Source organism: Deltaproteobacteria bacterium, assembly GCA_016210005.1.
In the GTDB taxonomy this organism is placed as follows: domain Bacteria; phylum Desulfobacterota; class Binatia; order HRBIN30; family JACQVA1; genus JACQVA1.
In genome coordinates, this window is sequence record JACQVA010000152.1 from 18046 (window position 1) to 39216 (window position 21171).

The following is a 21171-nucleotide window of genomic DNA, read 5'->3' on the forward strand; positions in this document are numbered from 1 at the left end:
TCTCAACCGCCACGCTGCTCCGCTGCGGCGCTGGCCGCCGCCGGCAGCGCGCCGGCGTTCAAGAACCCCATCACAAAGCGATAGCTTCGCTCGCTGTCCCAATTCTCCGGCCCGACGATGTGCTCGACGACGTTGCCTTGCCGGTCGATGATGAAGGTCTCGGGATAGCCGGTAAGACCATAACGGCTGGAGACGATGCCCTTGGAGTCGATCAGGATCGGAAAGGTCAGCCCGGTCTGTTCGACGAACGCTTGCACTGGCGCGGCTCCGTCATCCGCACTGACCGCCAACATCACGAAGTCGCTGCCCTTGAGACGCCGGTAGAGCGCTTCCATCGACGGCATCTCCAGCCGGCAGGGCGTGCACCAGGTCGCCCAGACGTTCAAGAAGACAACCTTGCCGCGGAAGTCCGAGAGCCGGTACAGGCGACCCGTCAGATCGGGGAGCGCGAAATCCGGGGCCGGAAAGCCCACCTCCTTGGTCCGGCCTAGCTGGAAGTAGGCCGCGCCGATCAGCCCCACCAGCAAGAGGGCCAAAGGTGCGCTCCAGCGCTTGATCATGTTGCCGGCCGCATCGTCTCGCGCCGGTTCAGCCCCGCGGTGCCCACCGACAACCGCCACACGCCGATGGCCACGAGGGCCACGCTGATCAGCTGCGCCAGCGTCAGACCACCCGCCACCGGAGTGTTGATGCGAACGAACTCGATTCCGAACCGCGCACCCGACGCCATCACCAGGTACCACCAGAACAGCGCCCCGTCGGCAAGCGCGCGCCGGCGCAGCGACCAGAGCAGTCCAAAGACCGCCGTGTACGCTATCGTCTCGTAAATCGGCGTAGGGTGCACGCGTACCCCCGGGGGATAGTCCCATCCGACAATCGCATTCGGGTACGTCATCGCCCAGGGCAGGGTCGAGACCGAGCCCCAGTCCCCATCGCCGGCAAGCTGACAGCCAATACGGCCGATGGCGTGCCCGAGGGCGAGGGCCGGCGCGATACAGTCCACGGTGCGTAAGAACGGCAACTTCAGTCTGCGCATCGACCAAGTCACCGCCACAAAGCCACCGATCAAGCCCCCGTACCAGACAAACCCGGCACCGGTGAAAATGAACCGCAGCGGTTCCTGCACGAAGGCCGAGAAATCCTCGAGGATGGTGAGCAGGCGCGCCCCGATCAGACCCCCAACCGCGGCCCAGAACACCATCGTCGAAGCCGCGCTCTCAGGCAGACCTTTTCGCTTCAGCTCCAGCCCCGTCAGATACGTCCCGGTCAGGAACGCGATCGCCATCATCGTACCGTAGCTGTAGATGGTCAGCGGCCCGAGCTTTACTATTACCGGGTACATGGCGCGGCGATGATAGCGAACCCTGCCGCCACAATCTATCCCGCGGTTTCGCTTGTTCGCTTGCTGGCGTTGAGCCCCGCTGCCACAATGCGCGCCGTGACCAAGCGGCAAGAGCGCGATAGCCGGCTCATGGCCTCGCTCGCGCGCAGCCTCGGTGTTACGCCGCCGGCAGCGGGACTGCGCCAGCTCGCCGAACAAACGCGCACCCCACTGCACCGACTTCACGGCCTGGTTTCGTTCTTCCCCCACTTACAGGCGCAGCCAGACGACGCCATCGCGGTCTGCTCCGACCTGAGCTGCCGGTTGGCCGAGCCTCACCTGCTCGAAACCCTGCAAGCCGCGGGTAAAGCGGCTCGCCCGTGTTCGTGTCTGGGCCACTGCGAGCGACCGGCGGCGCTGGCGATGGGCGGCCGGATCTACACGGGCGTCACCACGCGCGGGGCGGCCGATGAGTTGACCCGTGCGCCCACCGTGGTCTCCCCACCTGGCGGCGAGTGCCACCGCCTCGACCCCTACGACGGCGCGGCGCCGTATTCGCAGCTGCGGCGTCTGGCTACAAGCAATGACGCCGAGGCCGTGCTGCGCCAGCTGCACGCCAGCGGTCTGCGGGGTTGCGGCGGCGCGGGCTTTTCCACCGCGCGCAAGTGGGCCGTGGTGCGAGAGCAGCCCGCCGAAGAGAAGTTCGTCGTCTGCAACGCCGATGAAAGTGAGCCCGGCACATTCAAAGATCGTTTTCTCCTGGAACGGTACCCGCACTTGGTGATCGAGGGGCTGGTGCTCGCGGCGCTGGTGGTGGGTGCGCGCAAGGCCTTGGTCTTCCTGCGCCACGAATACGAGGCGGCGCGCGTGGCGCTGACTGCTGCCCTCGCCGCCGCGCAGCAACTGGGGGCCGTGGGTGAGGCGATGTTCCAGTCGCGTCACGCCGTCGAGGTGACGATCTGCGTCAGCCCGGGCGGATACATCTGCGGCGAAGAGAGCGCGTTGCTCGAGGTGCTCGAAGGCCGGCGCGCCGAGCCCCGCAATCGGCCGCCCTTTCCCGCCAGCCACGGCCTCTGGGGGCAGCCGACGCTGATCAACAACGTCGAGACCCTGGCCTGGGTACCGGCGATTGTCGCCCACGGCGGCGATTGGTTCGCTGCCAGCGGGCTGAACGGGTCCGCCGGCTTGAAGGTCGTTGCCCTCAGTGGCCAAGTCAACCGCCCCGGGGTGTACGAGATCGCGCTCGGTCTCAGGGCGCGCGACTTCATTGAGCAGTACGGTGGCGGCGTGCGTGACGGGCGCCGGCTCAAGGCGTTTGCGCCCGGGGGCGCATCTGCGGGATTTCTGCCGGCCGCGCTCAGCAACGTTCCGCTCGCCTTTGAGCCGCTTGCCGCGGCCGGCTCGATGCTGGGTGCGGGCGCGGTCATAGTACTCGCTCAGGGCACCTGTATGGTTGATGCCGCGCTCACGCAGCTGCGCTTCTTTCGCAACGAATCGTGTGGCAAGTGCGCGCCCTGCCGTCTCGGCACACAACAGCTCGTCGATATCGTCGCGGCCTGGACCGACGGCAAAGCCGCGCCCAACGACCGCGCGCTCGTCACCGAGGTGGCCGCGGCCATGCAGGCCACCTCGATCTGCGGCCTCGGGCAAGCCGCGCCCAACGCCCTGCTGTCCGTGCTCGCGCATTTCCCGGAGGAGGTCGAGGCCCACCTGCACGGGCGTTGTCCGGAGGGGGTCTGTCCTTGAGCGGTCTCACCATCACAATCGACGGGCGGCGGGTATCGGCTGCTCCCGACACCACCATCTTGGCGGCGGCAGCGCAGGCTGGCATCACTATTCCCGCGCTCTGCCATCACCCGCAGTTACGTCCGGTTGGTGTCTGCCGCATCTGTGTGGTCGAAGTGCAGGGCGCGCGCACATTGCAAGCCGCCTGCACTCGTACGGTCGAGCCCGGCATGGTCGTCGCCACCGGCAGCGCCGCGGTGCTGGCGGCGCGGCGCACGTTGTTCGAGCTGCTGCTCGCTGATCACCCGGTGCCGTGTGCCCGCGAACGCGACGGTGGTTGCGAGCTGGAAGCGCTCGCCCGCCAGCACGGTGTCCTATCCTCGCGCTTCGCGCGCCGCGACTGGCAGAACTGGCCGGACTGGCGCGACCACTCTTCGCCGGTCATCGCCGTCGATCGCCGCGCCTGCATTCTGTGCGACCGCTGTATCCGGGCCTGCAACGAGACGCAGTCGAACGACGTGATCGGCCGTGCCGGCAAAGGCTTCGCCACCCACATAGCTTTCGATCTCGGCCAGCCCATGGGGGAGTCGAGCTGCGTCTCGTGCGGCGAGTGCGCGGCGGTGTGCCCAACGGGGGCACTGGTAGACAAGCCCCTATCACAACTTGACATGACGGCACCGGCGGGCGGTGACCTGCGGGTGGTCGACTCGGTCTGCCCCTACTGCGGGGTCGGCTGCGCCATCCGCTACCACGTGCGCGACAACACCATCGTGCGGGTCGCCGGTCGTGCCGGCAGTCCGGTCAATCGCGGCCGCCTGTGCGTGAAAGGCCGCTATGGTTTCGATTACGTTCAACACCTTGATCGCCTGACCGTTCCGCTGATTCGCCGGCGCGAGTACTATCCTAAGGCTCCGCTCTCGCCCGAGGTCCGGGGCGACCGGCGTGGGCGGCGGGCGGGCGGTCTAGTCGATTACGCCAGCGTGTTGGAGGCGTTCCGCCCCGCCAGCTGGGAGGAAGCGCTTGACCTGGTTGCCGGTCGCCTGCGCCGCCTCAAGGACGAATCCGGCGGCGCGGCGCTCGCCGGCTTCGGCTCGGCTAAGTGTTCCAACGAGGACAACTACGTCTTCCAGAAACTGGTGCGGGCAGTCTTCGGCAGCAATAACGTCGATCACTGCACCCGGCTGTGCCACGCCTCCTCCGTGGCGGCACTGATGGAAACACTCGGATCGGGAGCCGTTTCCAACGCTTTCGCCGATGTCGTGCGCAGTGAGGTCGCGCTGGTGATCGGTTCCAACACCGCCGAGAATCATCCGGTCGCCGCTACCTTCATCAAGGAGGCCGCCCGGCTCGGCACCACGCTGATCGTGGTTGACCCGCGCCGCTCGTTGCTGGCCGACTGCGCGGATTACTACGTCCAAGCTCAGCCCGGCACGGACGTGGCGCTGCTCAACGGGCTGATGCACGTCCTGGTGCGCGACGGGCTGATCGACCAAGTCTTCATTCGCCGGCGCACCGAGGGGTTCGAGGCTTTGTGCGAGACCGTGCGCGCGTACTCACCGACAGTGGTGGAGCGTATCACCGGCGTGCCGCGGGGGCTGATCGAGACGGTTGCCCGCTGCTACGGCCGCGCCCGGGCAGCGATGATCTTCTGGGGCATGGGCATTTCGCAGCACACTACCGGCACCGACAACGCGCGTTGCCTGATCGCCTTGGCGCTCATGACCGGCAACATCGGCCGGCCCGGCACCGGGCTCCATCCGCTACGCGGGCAGAATAACGTGCAGGGAGCGTCCGATGTCGGCCTGATCCCGATGGTCTACCCCGACTATCAAGCGGTGACCGACCCCGCCGCGCGCCGGTGCTTCGAACAGGCCTGGGGTGTGAGCCTCGATCCCGATCCCGGGCTGACCGTGGTCGAGATCATCAACGCGGCGCACGCGGGCAAGATTCGCGGCATGCTGATGATGGGCGAGAACCCGTTCCTCAGCGACCCCAACGTCAACAAGGTGCGCGCGGCCCTTTGCGCGCTGGAGTTCCTCGCAGTGCAGGATATCTTTCTGACCGAAACCGCCGAGTTTGCCGACGTGATCTTGCCCGCTGCCAGCTTCGCGGAAAAGGACGGCACCTACACCAACACCGACCGCCGCGTGCAACTAGGCCGCCAGGCGGTCGTGGCCCCGGGCCAGGCGCGCGCCGATTGGGCGATCCTCTGCGACCTCGCCACCCGCATGGGATACCCGATGCACTATGAGAACGCCGCCGCCATCTTCGGCGAAATCGCCGCGGTGATGCCGAGCTACGCCGGCCTCACCTACGACCGGCTCGACCCGGATGGCGTTGTCTGGCCGTGCCCCGCTTCAAGCCATCCGGGAACCGCAACCCTGTTCACCGAGCGTTTCCCCCGCGGTAAGGGCAAATTCGTCGCTGCCGAGTTCACCCCGGCGGCAGAGTTGCCTGACACCGAATACCCCTTCGTGCTCAACACCGGCCGGCTGCTCGAGCACTGGCACACCGGCACCATGAGCCGCCGCTCGCATGCGCTCGAGGCCTTGGAGCCGGAGGCCTACGCCGAGTTGAACCCCACCGATATCGAAGCGCTCGGGCTGCACGACGGCGACTTCGCGCTGATTCGCTCGCGTCGCGGGCGGATCGAAATCAAGCTGCGCGCCGACCGCCGCATCGCCCCCGGCAGCGTGTTCATTCCCTTTCATTTCCGTGAAGCCGCGGCCAACGTGCTGACCATCGATGCCTTGGATCCGTTCGGCAAGATCCCCGAATTCAAGTTCTGTGCGGTACGAATCGAGCCCTCGCGCTGAGCAGCGCGGGGCCACGCCTTTGCCTTTATTGCCCCTGCCAGGTCGCCGCCAGCGCCGCTCCGCATCGGTGCGCCAGGCCGCCGGCGCGGTTTCGCGATCGTGGTCATGTGCAACCTGAGTATAATCGCCTAAGCTACTCTCATTGCAGGATAATCTGAATTTCGTTCCACGATCATGACGGGCGCCGATCGCCGTTGACAATTTCGCCCGTGCTCACTATTGTCCGGCGCCTCAACGGGTGTTACGGAGTTCCTGCCATGCGCATGATGCTGCCACCAGTGAAGGAACGCCGGGTCATTCATCGGCTCTTGAGTGCGTTCTTCCAGCAGCACCGGCCGGCCGACTTCAATCGCGCGGTCGGTGCGATCTGCCGCTTCTTCAATCTCAAGCGCCCACGGGTGGCGTGGTTCGAGTACATCGATTGGGGGCGCACGGGCGGCAAGACTTACGAAGACGGCAAGATTCACCTGGTGCATCCTGAGAACTGGAAGAATGGCCGTAAGTACAACTCCGAGCGCCAGTGGGTAAACATGGTGTTCCATGAGATGGGCCACTACGTCTTCTGGGCGGATGCCGAGCGCAAAGCCGACGCCTTCGCCTTTCGCATGATGCGCGGTAACGGCCATAGCCAAGCCCGTCCCGCCAAGCACAGCAGCAACGGCAACGGCGCGCGCGCCAAGAAACGGGCCGGCGGGCGCCGCTGAGGTATGGCCAACAGCCCGAAGGACACCAAGGCCGAGCCCCGCGTCGCCGACCGCTGGTGGGTCGAAGCCCCGCCCAAGCAGCGCGCCAAGGAGCCGCGGCCACCTGGTCCGGCCGGCAGCAGTTTCTTCACCGTTGCGATCGAGTTCGATCAAGAGAGCGCGCGCGAGCGGCTCACCGACAGCAATCTCAAGTTGCTGCAGGAGTCCGATCCGCCGCCGGGCAGCTGGGGCTACGTCCAACTGGCAGAAACCAAGTTTCCCGCTCGCGAGCTGGAGCGCATCAAGCAGATGATTGCGCTGCCACCGTATGCTCGGGCCACGGTGGTCGACTGCGGGCGCACCATTCGGGTGCTGGCAACCGGCAGCGTGATCGGCGAACGCATCATCGAACTCACTTTAGGGGAGACTCCGTCACTAGACTGCTGGGTTGAAGGCGACTGGGTCCACGAGGAGCTTTACGACCATGCCAAGGCCGCGGTGCGCGCCTTTCGCCGCTTACTCGAGGACTATCTATCGCCGGCTGGAATCGCCACGGCCAGCGCATAGCTGCCCACCCTTAGCAGCCGTTGAAAAACGGCGATGCCCTTCGAGACGCGGCTTCGCAGCCCGTCAGGGCGAGCGGAAAAGTGTTGTGGCAGGAGGACAAACCGCCCATGTTGAGGAGCGCCGTTGAACTAAGCCGCTGCGCGGCAGCTGGGATCAGTTTTATCACCGCAGCAGTGTGCTCTCTGGCGCAACGTGTCGTCAAGGCGTGACGCGTCGACGGTTCCTGCGGCACTCTGGCACCTCCCACCCGCCTGCGATGGGCGGAGGCCGCTCACTTCCTACCGACGACTCTTGCCGCGAATGGCTGTGCCGAGCAGCGTCGCCGCGGTGCGCGTACCATCCGCACTGCGCCCCCGATTTCGCCCTCGCCGGGCCGGCGCACCGCGCGCACCCCCAGACACGTTTCGCTCGGCGGCCTGCCCGTCTCACCCGCTCAGCGCTCCACGCACCATCCGCCGCCCCAATTTCCGCTTAACAGCGATCTGCCAGCGTGTGGCGCCCTGCCTCGTGGCTTCGTTCAACCGCGGTTTGGAGCGACGCTCGCGCCAGCGCCGCGGCGCGCCCGCCGGCGTCGCGGTTCGCTCGGTCCCTCCAAACCGCTAAGAGTTGTTAGGCGATTCCTCGGATGGTATGAGGAAGTATCATACCAAGGAGTCCCCGCTATGCCGGCTGCGAAGGTCGCCATTACCATTGACGAACGCCTTTTGAACCACATCGATCGCCTCGTCGCCCAACGCAAGTTCCCGAATCGCAGTCGCGCCATCCAAGAGGCCGTCCGTCATCAGCTCGAACGGCTCGATCGCGGCCGGCTCGCTCGCGAGTGCGCCAAGCTGAGCAAATCGGCTGAACAGAGCATGGCCGACGAAGGATTGGCCGAGGACCTTGAAGAATGGCCAGAATTCTGAGGGGCGACATCGTTTGGGCCAATCTGAATCCCGTGGTTGGCCATGAGCAGGCGGGCCGCCGCCCAGTGGTGGTCCTCAGCGCCGACCTATTCAACGAGCACTCTGGCACGGTCATCGCGATGGCGCTCACCAGCCAGCCCCAGCGGGCCGGGTTTCCTCTCGTTCTGGAACTCGAGTCGGTGAACGTCGGGAAACCGACTTGGGTCAAGATCAGCCAAGTTCGCACGCTCTCTACGCGTCGCCTCGGCAAGAAGCTTGGTCGCGTTTCGCCCGACGAACTCCAGCGGCTTGTCGAAGGTCTCAACGACATCATTTCCGCCTAACGGCGTGCGCTTGAGCCGCGGGTGGCGGGGTTGGGCTGGTGGCGAGCCGGCTCGAAGCGCCAGTTTCGCGGCTTCGCTCAACCGCGCTTGGAGCGACGCTCGCGCCAACGTCCCGGCGCACCCGCCCACGTCGCGCTTCGCTCGGTCGTTCCAAACCGCTAAGAGTTAGCCTTTCCCACGTCTCTAGCGCGGAACGCGCCGGTACAGTATGGGAGCGGTGGCGGCTGTGCCGCCGCGACGCTACCATGCCCGGAATCGCCACTGAGCATCTCGAGTTGCTCTACGACGTGAGCCGCTCGTTACACGCACTCATCGAGTTGGACGACTTGTTACCGTCGGTGGTGGCAAAGACCAAGGAGCTGCTGCGGGCCGAGGGCTGCTCGGTGATCCTGCTCGACGAGACCGGGCGCGAGCTTTACTTCCCGTACGTCAGCCCGGAGAACCCCACCGTCGCCGATCGCTTGCGCCAGCTGCGTATGCCGGCGGACAAGGGGATCGCCGGCGCGGTGGTACAAACCGGGCGCTCGCTGTTGGTACCAGATGCTCGACGCGACCCCCGCTTCTACTCCGAGGCCGACCAACAAACCGGCGGCGAAACGCGCTCGCTCCTGTGCGCACCTCTGCGCACGCAACACGGCATCATCGGTGTAATAGAGTGCGTCAACAAGCGCCAAGGCAGTTTCGCGCAAGCCGATCTGACCTTTCTTGAAGCCCTGGCCGGCAGCATGGCGGTGGCAATCGAGAACGCGCGCTTGTACCATAGCCTCAAACTATCCGAAGCCCGCCTGCGCGACGAGGTGACACTGCTGGCGCGCGAACGGCCGGTGCGCTACCGCTTCGCCGAAATCGTCGGCAACAGCGCGGCGATGGAAAAGGTCTTTCGTCTGATCGAAAGCGCCATCGGTTCTCCCATCACGGTGCTATTGCAGGGAGAAACCGGCAGCGGCAAGGAGCTGGTCGCCCGCGCGATCCACTACGAAGGCCCCCGCAAGGATAAGCCTTTCGTGGCCGTCAATTGCGGCGCGTTTACCGAGAGCCTGCTCGAGAGCGAGCTGTTCGGCTACCGCAAGGGGGCGTTCACCGGCGCCAATACCGACAAGCGCGGCCTGTTCGAGGCCGCCGACGGCGGCACCATTCTTCTTGATGAAATCGGCGACACCCCGGCCACCACGCAGGTGAAATTGCTCCGGGTGCTCGAGCGCGGCGAGTTCATCCCGGTCGGCGACACCCAGGTACGCCGGGTCAACACGCGCGTGATCTCCGCCAGCAACAAAGACCTGCGGCAGGAAGTGCGCGCGGGGCGCTTTCGCGAAGACCTCTATTACCGCCTAAACGCCTTCCCGATCTACGTCCCGCCACTGCGTGAACGGCGCGAGGACATCCCCTTGCTGATCGCCCACCTGCTCAAGCGGCTTACCCAGAAGTGGGGCGGGCACGATGTCGCCGTGGCTCCCGAAGCGGTCGAGTGTCTCCTCCGCTACCCCTGGCCCGGTAACGTGCGCGAGCTGGAGCACGAACTCGAACGCGCCGTGACCTTGGGCGGAGAGTCACGGGTGCTTGGACCGGAGCATTTCTCCGAGCGCATCATCGTTGCCGGCACCACCGCCGGACGAGTCCGGCTGGGCGGCTCGCTCAAGCAGGCTCGCGACGCGTTCGAGAAGGAGTACGTCGCCCACGTACTGCGAACCCACAAGGGGAACGTCTCACACGCCGCGCGGGCATTGGGGATCAGCAGGGTGATGCTGCAAAAGAAGATGAAGGACTTCGGTCTGCGCTCGCCCTCCGTTGGGCATTGAGCTGCCAACTTTCTTAAGCAGCTAACTTGCGCTAGCACCCGGCCAAGAGCTCTAGATCCGCGCCACTGCCGCCCGCTTGCGGCAGACCCGCATAGAAAACTTTGCAGATGGCCGGTGCTGCGCCGGCGCGCCTTCGCATTACTTGCCCCGCTGTAATTGGCACCACCGTGTGGCACCGCACTTGCGAGCGTCAACGGTCAGGAGGTGACAACGATGGCGCTCGACATGACTGCACAATTGGCTCCGGTGCTCTGGGTGATGGTGGCGATGATGGTGGTGTCCGGAGCATCGCTGTTGTTGCACCGCTGAAGCAGAGCGGCGACAAGCTTCAACTAGAGAAAGGGGCGGATCATGTTCCCAATTCCGCAGGTATTCACACTGCCCGTTCTAGCCGGTATCGGCAGCGCTGGCGCTGACTGGCCAAGCATTGGCGCTCTTCTGGGTTGGTTTCTCGTCGCGGCGCTGGTGGGTTCGGCCTTAGGCCTGCTGCGCGAAGGCAGCCGGGCGACCCGGGTGATCGAGCAGGTTACGCCGCAACAGGCCCTGCCCAGCAACACGCATTTGCATGTAGACCAGAGCCACCCCGAGGCGGCCTAAACCAGCGCCGGCTTCGAGCCGGTCTACGAATACCGTGACGAAAAGGATTCCGGCACCAAGGATCTCAACGATCCGGAGGGGCTAGTCATCTGGGTCTCAGCGCTGGCAGTTGCGACCGAGGCGCTAAACCGCCTGTTCAAGTCAGGCCCGGTTGCTGATTGCCCAGGCGCTCGATCAGCTCGAAGAGCTTGGCGGCATCAACCGGTTTGGAGATGTAAGCGTCCATGCCGGCGGCCAGACAGCGTTGCTCGTCGCCCTTCATGGCGTGGGCGGTAATGGCGATGATCGGCACACGACGCGCTTTCGTATTTCGGATTGTGGATTGCGCATTGACCATTTCGGATTGCGGGCTCTCAATTGCGGATTGCCGATCGTAGGACTGCTCGCGGCGGCGGATTTCGGCGGTGGCTTCGAGGCCGTCCATCTCCGGCATTTGCACGTCCATCAGCACCAAGTCCACTGCTTCAGCTGCATGCGCCGCCACCGCCTCGCCGCCGTTGGTCGCAGTCAGCACCTCGTGGCCGCGCTTTTCGAGCAGGCGCACGATCAGCTTGCGATTGACCGGGTTGTCTTCCGCGACCAGCACACGCAGCCGTTTCGATTGCGGACCTCCGATGGCCGATTGCGGATTGCGGACCGCGGCTTGCCGGCCGTTCGGCGGGGCGGTTGCCTCCACGGCGGCCGCCAACGCCGCGGTGAAACGAAAGGTGCTGCCGCGGCCGGGCGCGCTCTCGACCCAGATCCGCCCGCCCATCATGCTCACCAGCTGTTTGCAAATGGCCAGCCCCAGCCCGGTGCCGCCGTGCTTGCGCGTGGTCGAGCCGTCGGCTTGCTCGAAGGCGTTGAAGATCGCCTCGTGCTTGTCCGCGGCGATGCCGATCCCGGTGTCGTGAACTGCGAAGCGCAGTTGAACCAGAGGCTGGAGGCTGGAGGCTGGGGGTTGGGTACCGGCGACTTCGACAGTTATCTCGCCGCCGGGTTGGGTGAACTTGATGGCGTTGCCGATCAGGTTGACCAGGATCTGTCGCAACCGCCCGGGGTCGCCAATCAAGTGGGCCGGCAGGCCTTGGTCAAGCCGGCAGGAAAGCGTCAGCTCCTTGTGGCGTGCCTGCGCCGCGAGAGGCAGCAGCGTGCGCTCGACGCACTCGCGCAAGTCGAAGGGGATGCCTTCGAGTTCGAGCTTGCCGGCTTCAATCTTGGAGAAATCGAGCAGGTCGTTGAGCAGGGCCAGCAATGAATCGCCGGAAGACTTGACCAGTTCGAGGTACTCGCGCTGCTCCACGGTCAAGCCGGTGTGCAGCACCAGATCGGTCATGCCGAGGATGCCGTTCATGGGGGTGCGGATTTCGTGGCTGACGTTGGCGAGGAATTCGCTCTTGGCGCGGTTGGCGGTTTCGGCGGCATCCTTGGCACGTTGCAGCTCGGCTTCCGCTCGCTTGCGGGCGGTGATGTCGCGGGCGATGCCTTGCACGCCGACAGGTTGGCCGTCCTGGTAGATGATGCGGCTGTGCAACTCGACCGTCAGGCGGTGGCCGTCCTTATGAAGGAGATCGAGTTCGTAGGCAGACGAGGGCTCGCCGGCCAGCTTGCGCCGCGTGGCCTCGATCGCCCGCGCAATATGCTCGGGAGCCACGATATCCCGCGCGTTCGCCGCCAGCGCCTCCTCCTGGGTGTAGCCGGTCAAGCGCTCGGCGGCGCGGTTGATCGAGGTGAAGTTCCAATTCAGGTCCTGGGTGTAGACCATGTCGCTGGCGTTCTCGAACAGCTCGCGAAAGCGCTCTTCGCTTTCGCGCAGCGCCGCCTGGACGCGCTGGCGCTCGGTGACGTCGCGTGAGTTGATGACCACCGGCCCGAAGCTCGAGCCCTCGGGTAGCGCCGTAGCCAAGGTTTCCACCAGCCGCCAGGAGCCGTCGCGGTGGCGCAGCCGAATCAGCAGCGGCTGCTCGTCACCGACTCCGGTGAGCCGCCGAGTAAAGCCGTTCAGCGCGTGCTCGTGATCGTCCGCGTGCACGAACTCGAAGATGTTGTGGCCGACCATGGCCTCGGCCGGATGGCCCATGAGCCGCGCCCCTGACGGGCTTTGGTAGCGTATGGTGCCGTCGGCCTCGACGACGGTGATGAGATCGGAGGCATTCTCGATGAGCGCGCGGAAACTGCGCTCGCTGCGGCGCAGCGCTTCCTCGGCATCATGGCGGGCGGTGACGTCGCGCGCAACGGCGACGATTTCCTGCACCGCGCCGTCGCTGGCGGCGCGCACGCCGCGGCCGGTGACTTCGATCCACACGTAGCTGTCGTCTTTGCGCCGGGTGCGGAAGCTACCGGTGATGCTGCGGGCAGATTGCAGCGCATTGAGCGCGCGGCCGGCACCTGCCAGTTCCTCGGGATGGCCGAGCTCGGTGAGGCTGCGGCCCACGAGTTCGTCGGGCTCGTACCCTAACAGCTGCCGGCAGGCGGGCGAGACGTACAACAGCCGGCCTTCCGGAGTGCAGCGGAAGATGATGTCGTTGGCGTTTTCCGCCATCAGCCGGTAGCGTTCCTCGCTGGTGCGCAGCGCGCTGTCGCGCGCATCGATGGCAGCGCGATTGCGATCGAGCTCGAAAGTGACGTAGAGCGAGGCCACCCAAGCGATCGCCAGCGCCACCGCCGGGTATCCGATCACGGCGCTGTGGTTGCCGGTTACGCTAACCAGGTTCCACAGCAGCGCGGCCGCGGCCGCCAACACCGAAAGCAGCTGGGCCGTTAGCCCCCACGGCATCAGCGCCGCCGAGGCCAGCGCCACTACCGTAAACGCCAGCGGTGTTGAGGTAACGTCCCCGCGTACGATTGCCGAGCCGGCGGTCATGGCGTAGAGGCTGCTCACCGCCAGCACCGTCAGCGGCACCGCGCGCGGCCAGTTAGCCGGCCGCTGGAGCGCCAAGCGCACGGTTGCAAGAATGCCGACCTCGATCAGCTTGATGAGATACAGATGCCACAGCTCCGCCCGCATCAGTCGGATGTCGCGCACCGCGTACAACGCCAGCGCGAACAACATGACCCAGAACACCGCGTTGAAACGCTCGGCTACCAGACGGTCGGTGCGCTCGCGCAGCGGCGGGCGCCGGCGGATGGGCTTGGTTTTCGGCATAGCCGGCACTATGCGGCAGCCATCAGCCGCTCGATTTCCGCGAACAGATCCTTGCTCTTGAACGGTTTGGCGAGATACCCATCCATGCCCGCGGCCAAACAGCGCTCGCGATCACCGTTCATGGCGTGAGCGGTAACGGCGACGATCGGCAGGTGAGCCGATTGCGGACCTCCCGTTGCGGATTGCGGATTGCAGGATTGCTCGCGGCGCCTGATCTCGGCGGTGGCTTCGAGGCCGTCCATTTCGGGCATCTGAATATCCATCAGCACCAGGTCGAACGGCTCACGTTCGACCGCCGCCATTGCCTCGCGGCCGTTGAGCGCGGTGGCCACGGCGTAGCCGCGCTTCTCCAGCAAGCTCACCACCAGCTTCTGATTGACGAGATTATCCTCGGCCACCAGCACGCGCAGCCGCTTCGATTGCGGGCTCTCCCTTGCGGATTTCGGATTGCCGATTTCCGCTTGCGGATTGCGCACTGAGGGTTGTGATCCGTTGGAGCCGCAATTCGCAGTTGCGACTGCCCCGTCCGTGAATGCGGCGGTGAAATGGAACGTGCTGCCGCGGCCCGGCTCGCTTGCTACCCAGATGCGCCCGCCCATTAGCTCCACCAGTCGCTTGCTGATGGCCAAACCCAACCCGCTGCCGCCATAGCGGCGGGCCGCTGACCCGTCGGCTTGCTCGAAAGCACCGAATATCACCGCTTGCTTCTCCGGGGCAATGCCGATGCCGGTGTCGTGAACTGCGAAGCGCAGTTCAATCCTAGGCTGCAGGTTGGAGGGTCGAGGCTCGCCGCCGCCGACCGCGCACTGATCAAGGCCGACTTCAACCGTTACCTCGCCGCCGGCTTGGGTGAACTTGATGGCGTTGCCGATCAGGTTGACTAGGATCTGCCGCAAGCGTCCGGGATCACCGAGCAGATGAGCCGGTAGCTCCGCGCCCAGCCGGCACGAGAGCGCCAGCCCTTTGTGGTTCGCCTGCGCCGCCAGCGGCTGCAGTGTGTGCTCGACGCACTGGCGTAAGTCGAAGGGGATGGATTCCAGTTCGAGCTTGCCGGCCTCGATCTTGGAGAAGTCCAACAGATCGTTGATGACCTCCAGCAGCGCATCGCCGGAGGACCTGACCAGGTCGAGGTATTCGCGTTGTTCGGCGCGCAGCGGGGTTTGCAGCGCTAGTTCGGTCATACCGAGGATGGCGTTCATCGGGGTGCGCAGCTCGTGACTCATATTGGCGAGGAACTCGCTCTTGGCGCGGTTGCCAGCCTCGGCCGCTTCCTTGGCCCGAGTCAATTCCTCGGTGGCGCGGGTATGCTCGGTGACGTCTTGGCCCATGGCTAGACCGGCGAAGACCTTACCGTCCTCGTCCGCGACCGGCAGGGTGTGAATCAGGTAACGCCGATCGCTGTAGTCGGCCTCGTGCACCTGGGCGTTGCCGGCCAGCGCGGCGCGGTAATAGGGCTCGAGTGTGTCACAGTCGGCGGCCGGGAAAACCTCGCGCGGCGTGTGGCCTTCGATCTGCTCGGGAGTCAAGCCGTTGAGTGCCAGCTTCTCGCCGCCGGCTACCAGATAGCGCAGGTTATGGTCAAACAAGAGCAGGACGCCGTTGGGAAAGTTCTGCGCCACGGTGCGATGCAGGTGCTCGCTGCGCTGCAACGCGGTTTCCGCCTGTTTGCGGCTGCCGATGTCCACCGAGATGCCGAGGATACCGATGACCTGGCCGCTTTGGTCCCGGTAAGGTGCTTTGGTCGAGAGATAGGTTCGCATCACCCCGGCCACCGGTCCCGCCTCCTCGATCGTCATCGGGCAGCCGTCGGCCAGCACCCGGCGGTCGTTTGCCATGATGGCAGCGGCGACCTCGGGAAGGAATAGCGCGGTGTCATCCTGGCCCAATATCTCGCCGGCGGACTTCTCGACCAAGCGGGCCAGAGCGGAATTGATCATGATATACCGGCCCTGTACGTCCTTCACGTAGGCGAGATCGGGGGTGCCTTCTATGATCGCATGCAGCAGGTTGTGGCCTTCGACCAAGCGCGCCTCGGCGCGAGCGCTGCGCGCTAGAAGGGCGGCGACGACCCATAGGACCAGTATGCCGCTGCTGCGGTTGAAGATGGCGGCGCCGAGCGGACCGGGTGGCGAATAGAACAATCCCACGACCACGAGCACGGTAACTACGGCGGCGTAGTGTAGAGGGCGGCGCAAAGAGCTCGAGGTCAGCACCAGCGGTAGCGCGTACAAGGCCCAGTCGGCGATGCCCAGCGGCGTCAACAAGTCGAAAACGAAGATGCCGGCGGTCAGTAGCGCGATAACCGCCGGCAACCAGCGCACGCTGGCCGTCGGCCAATGGCTGAGTGAACCTGGGTGCTGAGCAGTGGTCATGCGCTGCACTCGGAGCGGGCGGCGCGCGCGGCCGTCACTCGGTCAATCTCCGCTACCAGTTCCGCGACCTGGATCGGCTTGGAGAGATAGCCGTCCATACCCGCGGCCAAGCAGCGCTCGCGGTCGCCCTTCATTGCATGCGCGGTGATGGCGATGATGGGCAGACGATTCGATTGCGGACTCCCGATTATGGATTGCGGATTTCCGATTGCAGACGGCGGATTGCGGATTGCGGATCGTGGACCGCCGGAGTTCTCGCGGCGGCGGATTTCGGCGGTGGCCTCGAAACCGTCGAGCTCGGGCATCTGCACGTCCATGAGCACGACATCGAACGGGTGTTGCTCGCAGGCTGCCAGCGCTTCCCGGCCGTTGGCCGCGGTGATCACGATGTGCCCGCGCTTTTCGAGCAGGCGCACCACCAGCTTCTGATTCACCAGGTTGTCTTCCGCCAGCAGGACCCGCAGGCGCTGCGATTGCGGATTGCGGATTGTAAATTGCGCAGTGGCCACGGCGGATTGCGAATCGCGGATTGCAGATTGCCTCGCATTCGGTGGCGCGGTTGCCGCCTCGGCCGCCGTGAACGCGGCGGTGAAGTGGAACGTGCTGCCGCGGCCCGGCTCGCTTTCCACCCAGATGTCGCCGCCCATCATGGCGACCAACTGCTGGCAGATGGCCAAGCCCAAGCCGGTGCCGCCGTGCTTGCGGGTGGTCGAGCCGTCAACCTGCTCGAAGGGGTTGAAGATCGCGCTCAGCTTGTCGGCCGGAATGCCGATGCCGGTATCGTGAACTGCGAAGCGCAGTTCAACCAGAGGCGGGAGGCCGGAGGCTGGGGGCTTGGCAGCGACGAACGCCGACTCATGAACAACGACTTGAACAGTTATCTCGCCGCCGGGTTGGGTGAACTTGATGGCGTTGCCGACCAGGTTGACCAGGATCTGGCGCAGGCGCAGGGGATCGCCGATAACCGTGTGGGGTACCTCCGGGGCGATCTGCCAGCGCAGCGCTAAGCCATGCTCCAAGGCGCGCAGCCGCAGGCTGCGCAGGGTCTCTCCGACGCAGTCGTGCAACGGAAAAGGAGTCGCGGTGAGCTGGAGCTTGCCGGCTTCGATCTTGGCAAAGTCCAACAGATCGTTGATGACCTCCAACAGTGCAGAGCCGGATGACTTGACCAGTTCGAGGTACTCGCGCTGTTCCGCGCTGAGGTGCGTCTGTAAGGCCAGATCGGTCATGCCGATGATACCGTTCATGGGGGTGCGGATCTCGTGGCTGACGTTGGCGAGGAACTCGCTCTTGGCGCGGTTGGCGGCTTCGGCGGCATCCTTAGCCTCGCGCAGTTCCTGGTCGGCACGTTTGCGCTCGGTGACATCGCGTGAGTTGGCGATGATGCCGGCCACGGTCGGATCATGGAGCAGGTTTTGCGCCGTGCCTTCCAATGTGCGCCAGGAGCCGTCCTTGTGGCGGAAGCGGTACTCGACCGCGACCAGGCGGTTGGGCTCATTGATGCCCGCGGCCAGATGCCCGGCCAGGACCGGCACATCGTCGGGATGGATGAAGTCGAACGGGTTGACGCCGTTGAGTTCTGCGAGCGAGTAACCCAGCACGCGCTCGTGCGAGGGGCTGTGGTAGCGGGCGATGCCGTGGCGATCGAGCACGGTAATCATGTCTTGCGCGTTCTCGATCAGCGAGCGGAAGTAGCGCTCGCTGCGTTCGAGGTTGGCTTCCGCCTGCTTGCGCTCGGTAATGTCGAGCCAGCTACCGACGACCTCCATTGGGCGGCCCTCGCGATCGCGTATCAGGGCGGCCTGATCGAGGATCCAACGGTAGCTTCCATCTGGGGATTGCCAACGGTACTCGCACGAACTCGTGCCGGAGGTCATCAGGCGGGCGTGTGCGGCCAGCACCTGGTCGCGGTCGTCAGGATGCAGGTGTGCTTGCCAGAACCAGATGGCATCGGGCTGCGCAAAACGCTCGGGCGGAAAGCCGCTGGTGCGCTCGCTGCTGGGGCTGACCCAGATCTTACCGAAAGCGCGCTCGCTCACTTCGATCCGATACAAGGTCGCCGGCACGGCATGGATCAGGGCCGCTTGCCGCTGCTCGCCGGCTTGCAACTCCAACGCCTGCGTTTCCATCCCCAGGCGATAGCGGCGAAACTCGAAGGCGCTGTACACCGAGGTTCCGAAGGCCACCAGCACGGCCAGCGCGGGCGGGGTTGTGATGTTGTCGAGAGAACCGTCGACGGCGTACACATTCCACAGTATCGCCAGCGAGGCGATGACTACGGCGGCGAGCTGTGGCCACAGCCCCCACGGCAGCAGAGCGCTCATGCCCATGGTCAGGACGATGAACACCAGCGGTGCGGTCAGGGTGTCTTGGCGCACGATGTTGGTGGCCACTGTCGTGAGGCAGCCGAGCGCGCCGGTGATGAGCGCCAGCGCCACGGCGTGCTGCGCCAGGCGCGGCCGTTTGAGGGCCACAAAGGCGCCGGCTACGGTGCCGAATTGCGCCAGCTTGATGCCGTAGAGCAGCGGCAGCGGCGCCCGCCAGAAGAGAACGTCGCGCAGCGCAAACAGCGCCGTGCCCGCCGCGATGACATAAAGGCCCACTCGCATCCGCGCCAGCAAGAGCTGGTGCAGGCGCCGGTGCGGCGCAGCGCGGAGCTCGTGATCAAAACGGGCTGACATACGCGTGCGGGGGGCGGTATCAGCCGGAGCTAGGCAATGGTGGTCAACACCTCGGCCAAACGCTCGAGGTTGGTTTGCAGTGCTGCCAGCGCCTCAGGGGCCTGACTGAAGTCGTTATCGCGGCCCATGTGTTCGAGCCGCTTGGCGCTTTCAGCTACCGCGGTGGCGGAGAGATTGGCCGCGGCGCCTTTGAGTGAATGGGCGGCCTGCTGCAGGGCTTTGGCCTGCCGCTGCTCAACGGCGCCGTGGATAGTGCGGGTGAGATCAGGGACCTCCTCCAAGAACAGCTGCACCAGCTCGCGCAACAAATCGTGATCGCCCTCGAGTCGTTCGAGGGCGGTGTCCATGTCCAAAACAGCGTCCATCTTCGATCTCCGACTATCGTGATGAAGCCGCAGCTGCGCCAAGGCCAGTATCCCCGTGGGCCGCCGCGTCATCCGAACTTACGCCAGGTGTTCGAGCAGCGGTGTCAGCCGTGCTAGCTCCTTCTCCAACTCCGCACAGGCTTCGCCCGCGCGGGCCAGGTTGCCGCCGCGGCCGATCAGCTCCAGTCGCAGTGCCGCGGCCACGGCGCGTTCGGCGGCAAAATTGCCGAGTGAACCTTTCAACGAATGCGCCGCCAGTTCAAGCGCCTGAGCGTCGCCACCGGCGATCGCCGCGTGCAGCGCCGCCAGACGCTCGGGGTAGTCTTCGAGGAAGAGCGCGGCGATCTCACGTAACAACTCCACATCGCCCTCGAGGCGGGCGAGCATGGTGTCCTGGTCGAGGATCGAATCGGCTGCGTCGCGCAGCGCCAGTGCGGTCGAGGCCATGGCAGCAACTCCTTAGGCTGAGAGCGCGGCGGCCGGGGCATCGGCGCGCTCGCTGAAGACCTTGCCGGCGGCGGCCGCATCATCCGTTAGAACCACGCCGTAGGTACGCTGCAACAGCCGGCGCACGCGCGCGATCAGCTCGGCGCGGGCGAAGGGCTTGCCAATGTAGTCGTCAGTGCCGGCCATGAAACCGCGGGCGCGGTTGCCGGCGTCGTCAAGTGCAGTCAGCATCAAGATGGGAATGAACGCCGTGCGCACGTTGGCGCGCAGCCGCTCGCAAACTTCGAACCCGTCCATCTCGGGCATCATGACGTCGAGCAGGATCAGATCCGGCGGGTCGTCTTGCGCCCGTTCGATGGCCTCGGGGCCGTTGCTGACCGCAACTACCGAGATCGGCATGCTGCTGTGTTCGAGCGTGAAGGTGAGCAGCCGGCGGAAGTCGGGCTGGTCGTCGACCACCAGCGCGCGGAACTGCCGTGGGCCCGAGTCGGTTGCCGGCTCGGTTTGGGTCAGGGCCGGTGGCGATGTCGGCGCCACCACCGTCACCACCGGGGCGTGCTTTACGGCGACGCCACAGTACGGGCAGATTTGCCACTCCTTCTGCAGCTTCATGCCGCAGCCGCTACAGTTGCAATGCAGCGCGGTGCCGCAGTGCGGGCACATGGCGAAAGTCTCTTCGATCACCCGTTCGCATTTCGGGCAGCGCGCCGAGACGTCCGGAACGTCGACTACCCGTAACGCCTCCTCCGTCGTGCAGATACCGGCTGTGACTTTGGCGGCCGCGTGCTCGTAGAGCAGCCGGGTGCCGTCCTCCCGTGCCTGCCCGCGCAAGCCGCTCTCAGTGGCCTTCGACTCGATCATCTTGGACAACTGCGGCGTGACCGACAAGACTTCGAATACCGCCGTGCGTCCCGAGCAGCCCGACTTGCGGCACTGCGGACAGCCGCGGCCGCGCCGGAACTGATGGCCCGCGCCGCTGATCTCGAGCGCGTGCAACTGCGCCGGATCGGGCTCGTAGGGCGCAGCACAGTGCGTACACACGCGCCGCACCAGCCGTTGCGCGATGATGGCGTTGAGTGACGACGCCAGCATGTAGGGCTCGATGCCGATGTCGATCAGGCGGGCGATGGTCGCCACCGAGTCGTTGGTGTGCAGAGTGCTCAGCACCAGGTGTCCGGTCTGGGCCGCTCTTAGCGCGATCTCGGCCGTCTCGTGGTCGCGGATTTCACCGACCATGATGACGTCGGGGTCTTGCCGCAGAATCGAGCGCAAGGTGCCGGCAAACGTCAGTCCTTGCTTCTCGTTGATCTCCACCTGATTGATGCCGCGAATCTGATACTCGATCGGGTTCTCGATGGTGACGATATTGCGCGTCGGCGAGATCATCTCGGCCAGCATGCTGTAGAGCGTGGTGCTCTTGCCGCTGCCGGTGGGGCCGGTGACCAGCAC

Annotated in this window: 16 protein-coding genes; 8 read left to right on the forward strand and 8 right to left on the reverse strand. The window is 65.4% G+C overall.

Annotated features, from left to right (window positions below; genetic code table 11):
• Positions 1-2: 2 nt before the first annotated feature.
• Both HY699_14560 and HY699_14565 read right to left on the reverse strand, forming a co-directional pair.
• Complete coding sequence (locus HY699_14560) at positions 3-560, reverse strand: TlpA family protein disulfide reductase (GenBank protein MBI4517027.1); 558 nt, start codon at positions 558-560, stop codon at positions 3-5.
• Positions 557-1342: a prolipoprotein diacylglyceryl transferase gene (locus HY699_14565; GenBank protein MBI4517028.1), complete on the reverse strand. Its 786-nt coding sequence runs from the start codon at positions 1340-1342 to the stop codon at positions 557-559. The genes HY699_14560 and HY699_14565 overlap by 4 nt, the downstream gene beginning before the upstream one ends.
• Positions 1343-1351: 9 nt before the next feature.
• Between HY699_14565 and HY699_14570 the strand changes: the two genes are divergently transcribed.
• The 8 genes from HY699_14570 (at position 1352) to HY699_14605 (ending at position 10733) form a co-directional block, all read left to right on the forward strand.
• Positions 1352-3067: an SLBB domain-containing protein gene (locus tag HY699_14570; protein ID MBI4517029.1), complete on the forward strand. Its 1716-nt coding sequence runs from the start codon at positions 1352-1354 to the stop codon at positions 3065-3067.
• Positions 3058-5862: a formate dehydrogenase subunit alpha gene (fdhF, locus tag HY699_14575; protein MBI4517030.1), complete on the forward strand. Its 2805-nt coding sequence runs from the start codon at positions 3058-3060 to the stop codon at positions 5860-5862. The genes HY699_14570 and fdhF overlap by 10 nt, the downstream gene beginning before the upstream one ends.
• Positions 5863-6119: 257 nt before the next feature.
• On the forward strand, positions 6120-6566 hold the full coding sequence (locus tag HY699_14580) for a hypothetical protein (GenBank protein ID MBI4517031.1): 447 nt from the start codon (positions 6120-6122) through the stop codon (positions 6564-6566).
• Between the two features lie 3 nt (positions 6567-6569).
• Positions 6570-7112, forward strand: coding sequence for a hypothetical protein (locus HY699_14585; protein ID MBI4517032.1), 543 nt, complete (start codon positions 6570-6572; stop codon positions 7110-7112).
• Positions 7113-7774: 662 nt separating this feature from the next.
• Complete coding sequence (locus HY699_14590) at positions 7775-8017, forward strand: ribbon-helix-helix protein, CopG family (GenBank protein ID MBI4517033.1); 243 nt, start codon at positions 7775-7777, stop codon at positions 8015-8017.
• On the forward strand, positions 8002-8340 hold the full coding sequence (locus HY699_14595) for a type II toxin-antitoxin system PemK/MazF family toxin (GenBank protein MBI4517034.1): 339 nt from the start codon (positions 8002-8004) through the stop codon (positions 8338-8340). Before HY699_14590 ends, HY699_14595 begins: the two co-directional genes overlap by 16 nt.
• Positions 8341-8585: 245 nt before the next feature.
• Complete coding sequence (locus tag HY699_14600) at positions 8586-10136, forward strand: sigma 54-interacting transcriptional regulator (GenBank protein ID MBI4517035.1); 1551 nt, start codon at positions 8586-8588, stop codon at positions 10134-10136.
• Positions 10137-10487: 351 nt separating this feature from the next.
• Positions 10488-10733, forward strand: coding sequence for a hypothetical protein (locus tag HY699_14605; GenBank protein MBI4517036.1), 246 nt, complete (start codon positions 10488-10490; stop codon positions 10731-10733).
• A 136-nt stretch (positions 10734-10869) separates the two neighbouring features.
• Here the strand turns inward: HY699_14605 and HY699_14610 are convergent, their stop codons facing one another.
• The 6 genes from HY699_14610 to tadA form a co-directional block, all read right to left on the reverse strand.
• Positions 10870-13857, reverse strand: a complete 2988-nt coding sequence (locus HY699_14610) for a PAS domain S-box protein (protein MBI4517037.1) — start codon at positions 13855-13857, stop codon at positions 10870-10872.
• A gap of 8 nt (positions 13858-13865) precedes the next feature.
• Entirely contained in the window at positions 13866-16229 is a 2364-nt protein-coding gene (locus HY699_14615; protein ID MBI4517038.1) for a PAS domain-containing protein, read from the reverse strand.
• Positions 16226-18838, reverse strand: coding sequence for a PAS domain S-box protein (locus HY699_14620; GenBank protein ID MBI4517039.1), 2613 nt, complete (start codon positions 18836-18838; stop codon positions 16226-16228). Before HY699_14620 ends, HY699_14615 begins: the two co-directional genes overlap by 4 nt.
• Before the next feature lie 101 nt (positions 18839-18939).
• Positions 18940-19275 (reverse strand): Hpt domain-containing protein, encoded by a 336-nt coding sequence (locus tag HY699_14625; GenBank protein ID MBI4517040.1) that lies wholly within the window; start codon positions 19273-19275, stop codon positions 18940-18942.
• Positions 19276-19353: 78 nt separating this feature from the next.
• Positions 19354-19722: an Hpt domain-containing protein gene (locus HY699_14630; GenBank protein ID MBI4517041.1), complete on the reverse strand. Its 369-nt coding sequence runs from the start codon at positions 19720-19722 to the stop codon at positions 19354-19356.
• Between the two features lie 12 nt (positions 19723-19734).
• The coding region (tadA, locus tag HY699_14635; GenBank protein ID MBI4517042.1) for a Flp pilus assembly complex ATPase component TadA at positions 19735-21171 on the reverse strand (1437 nt) is incomplete at its 5' end.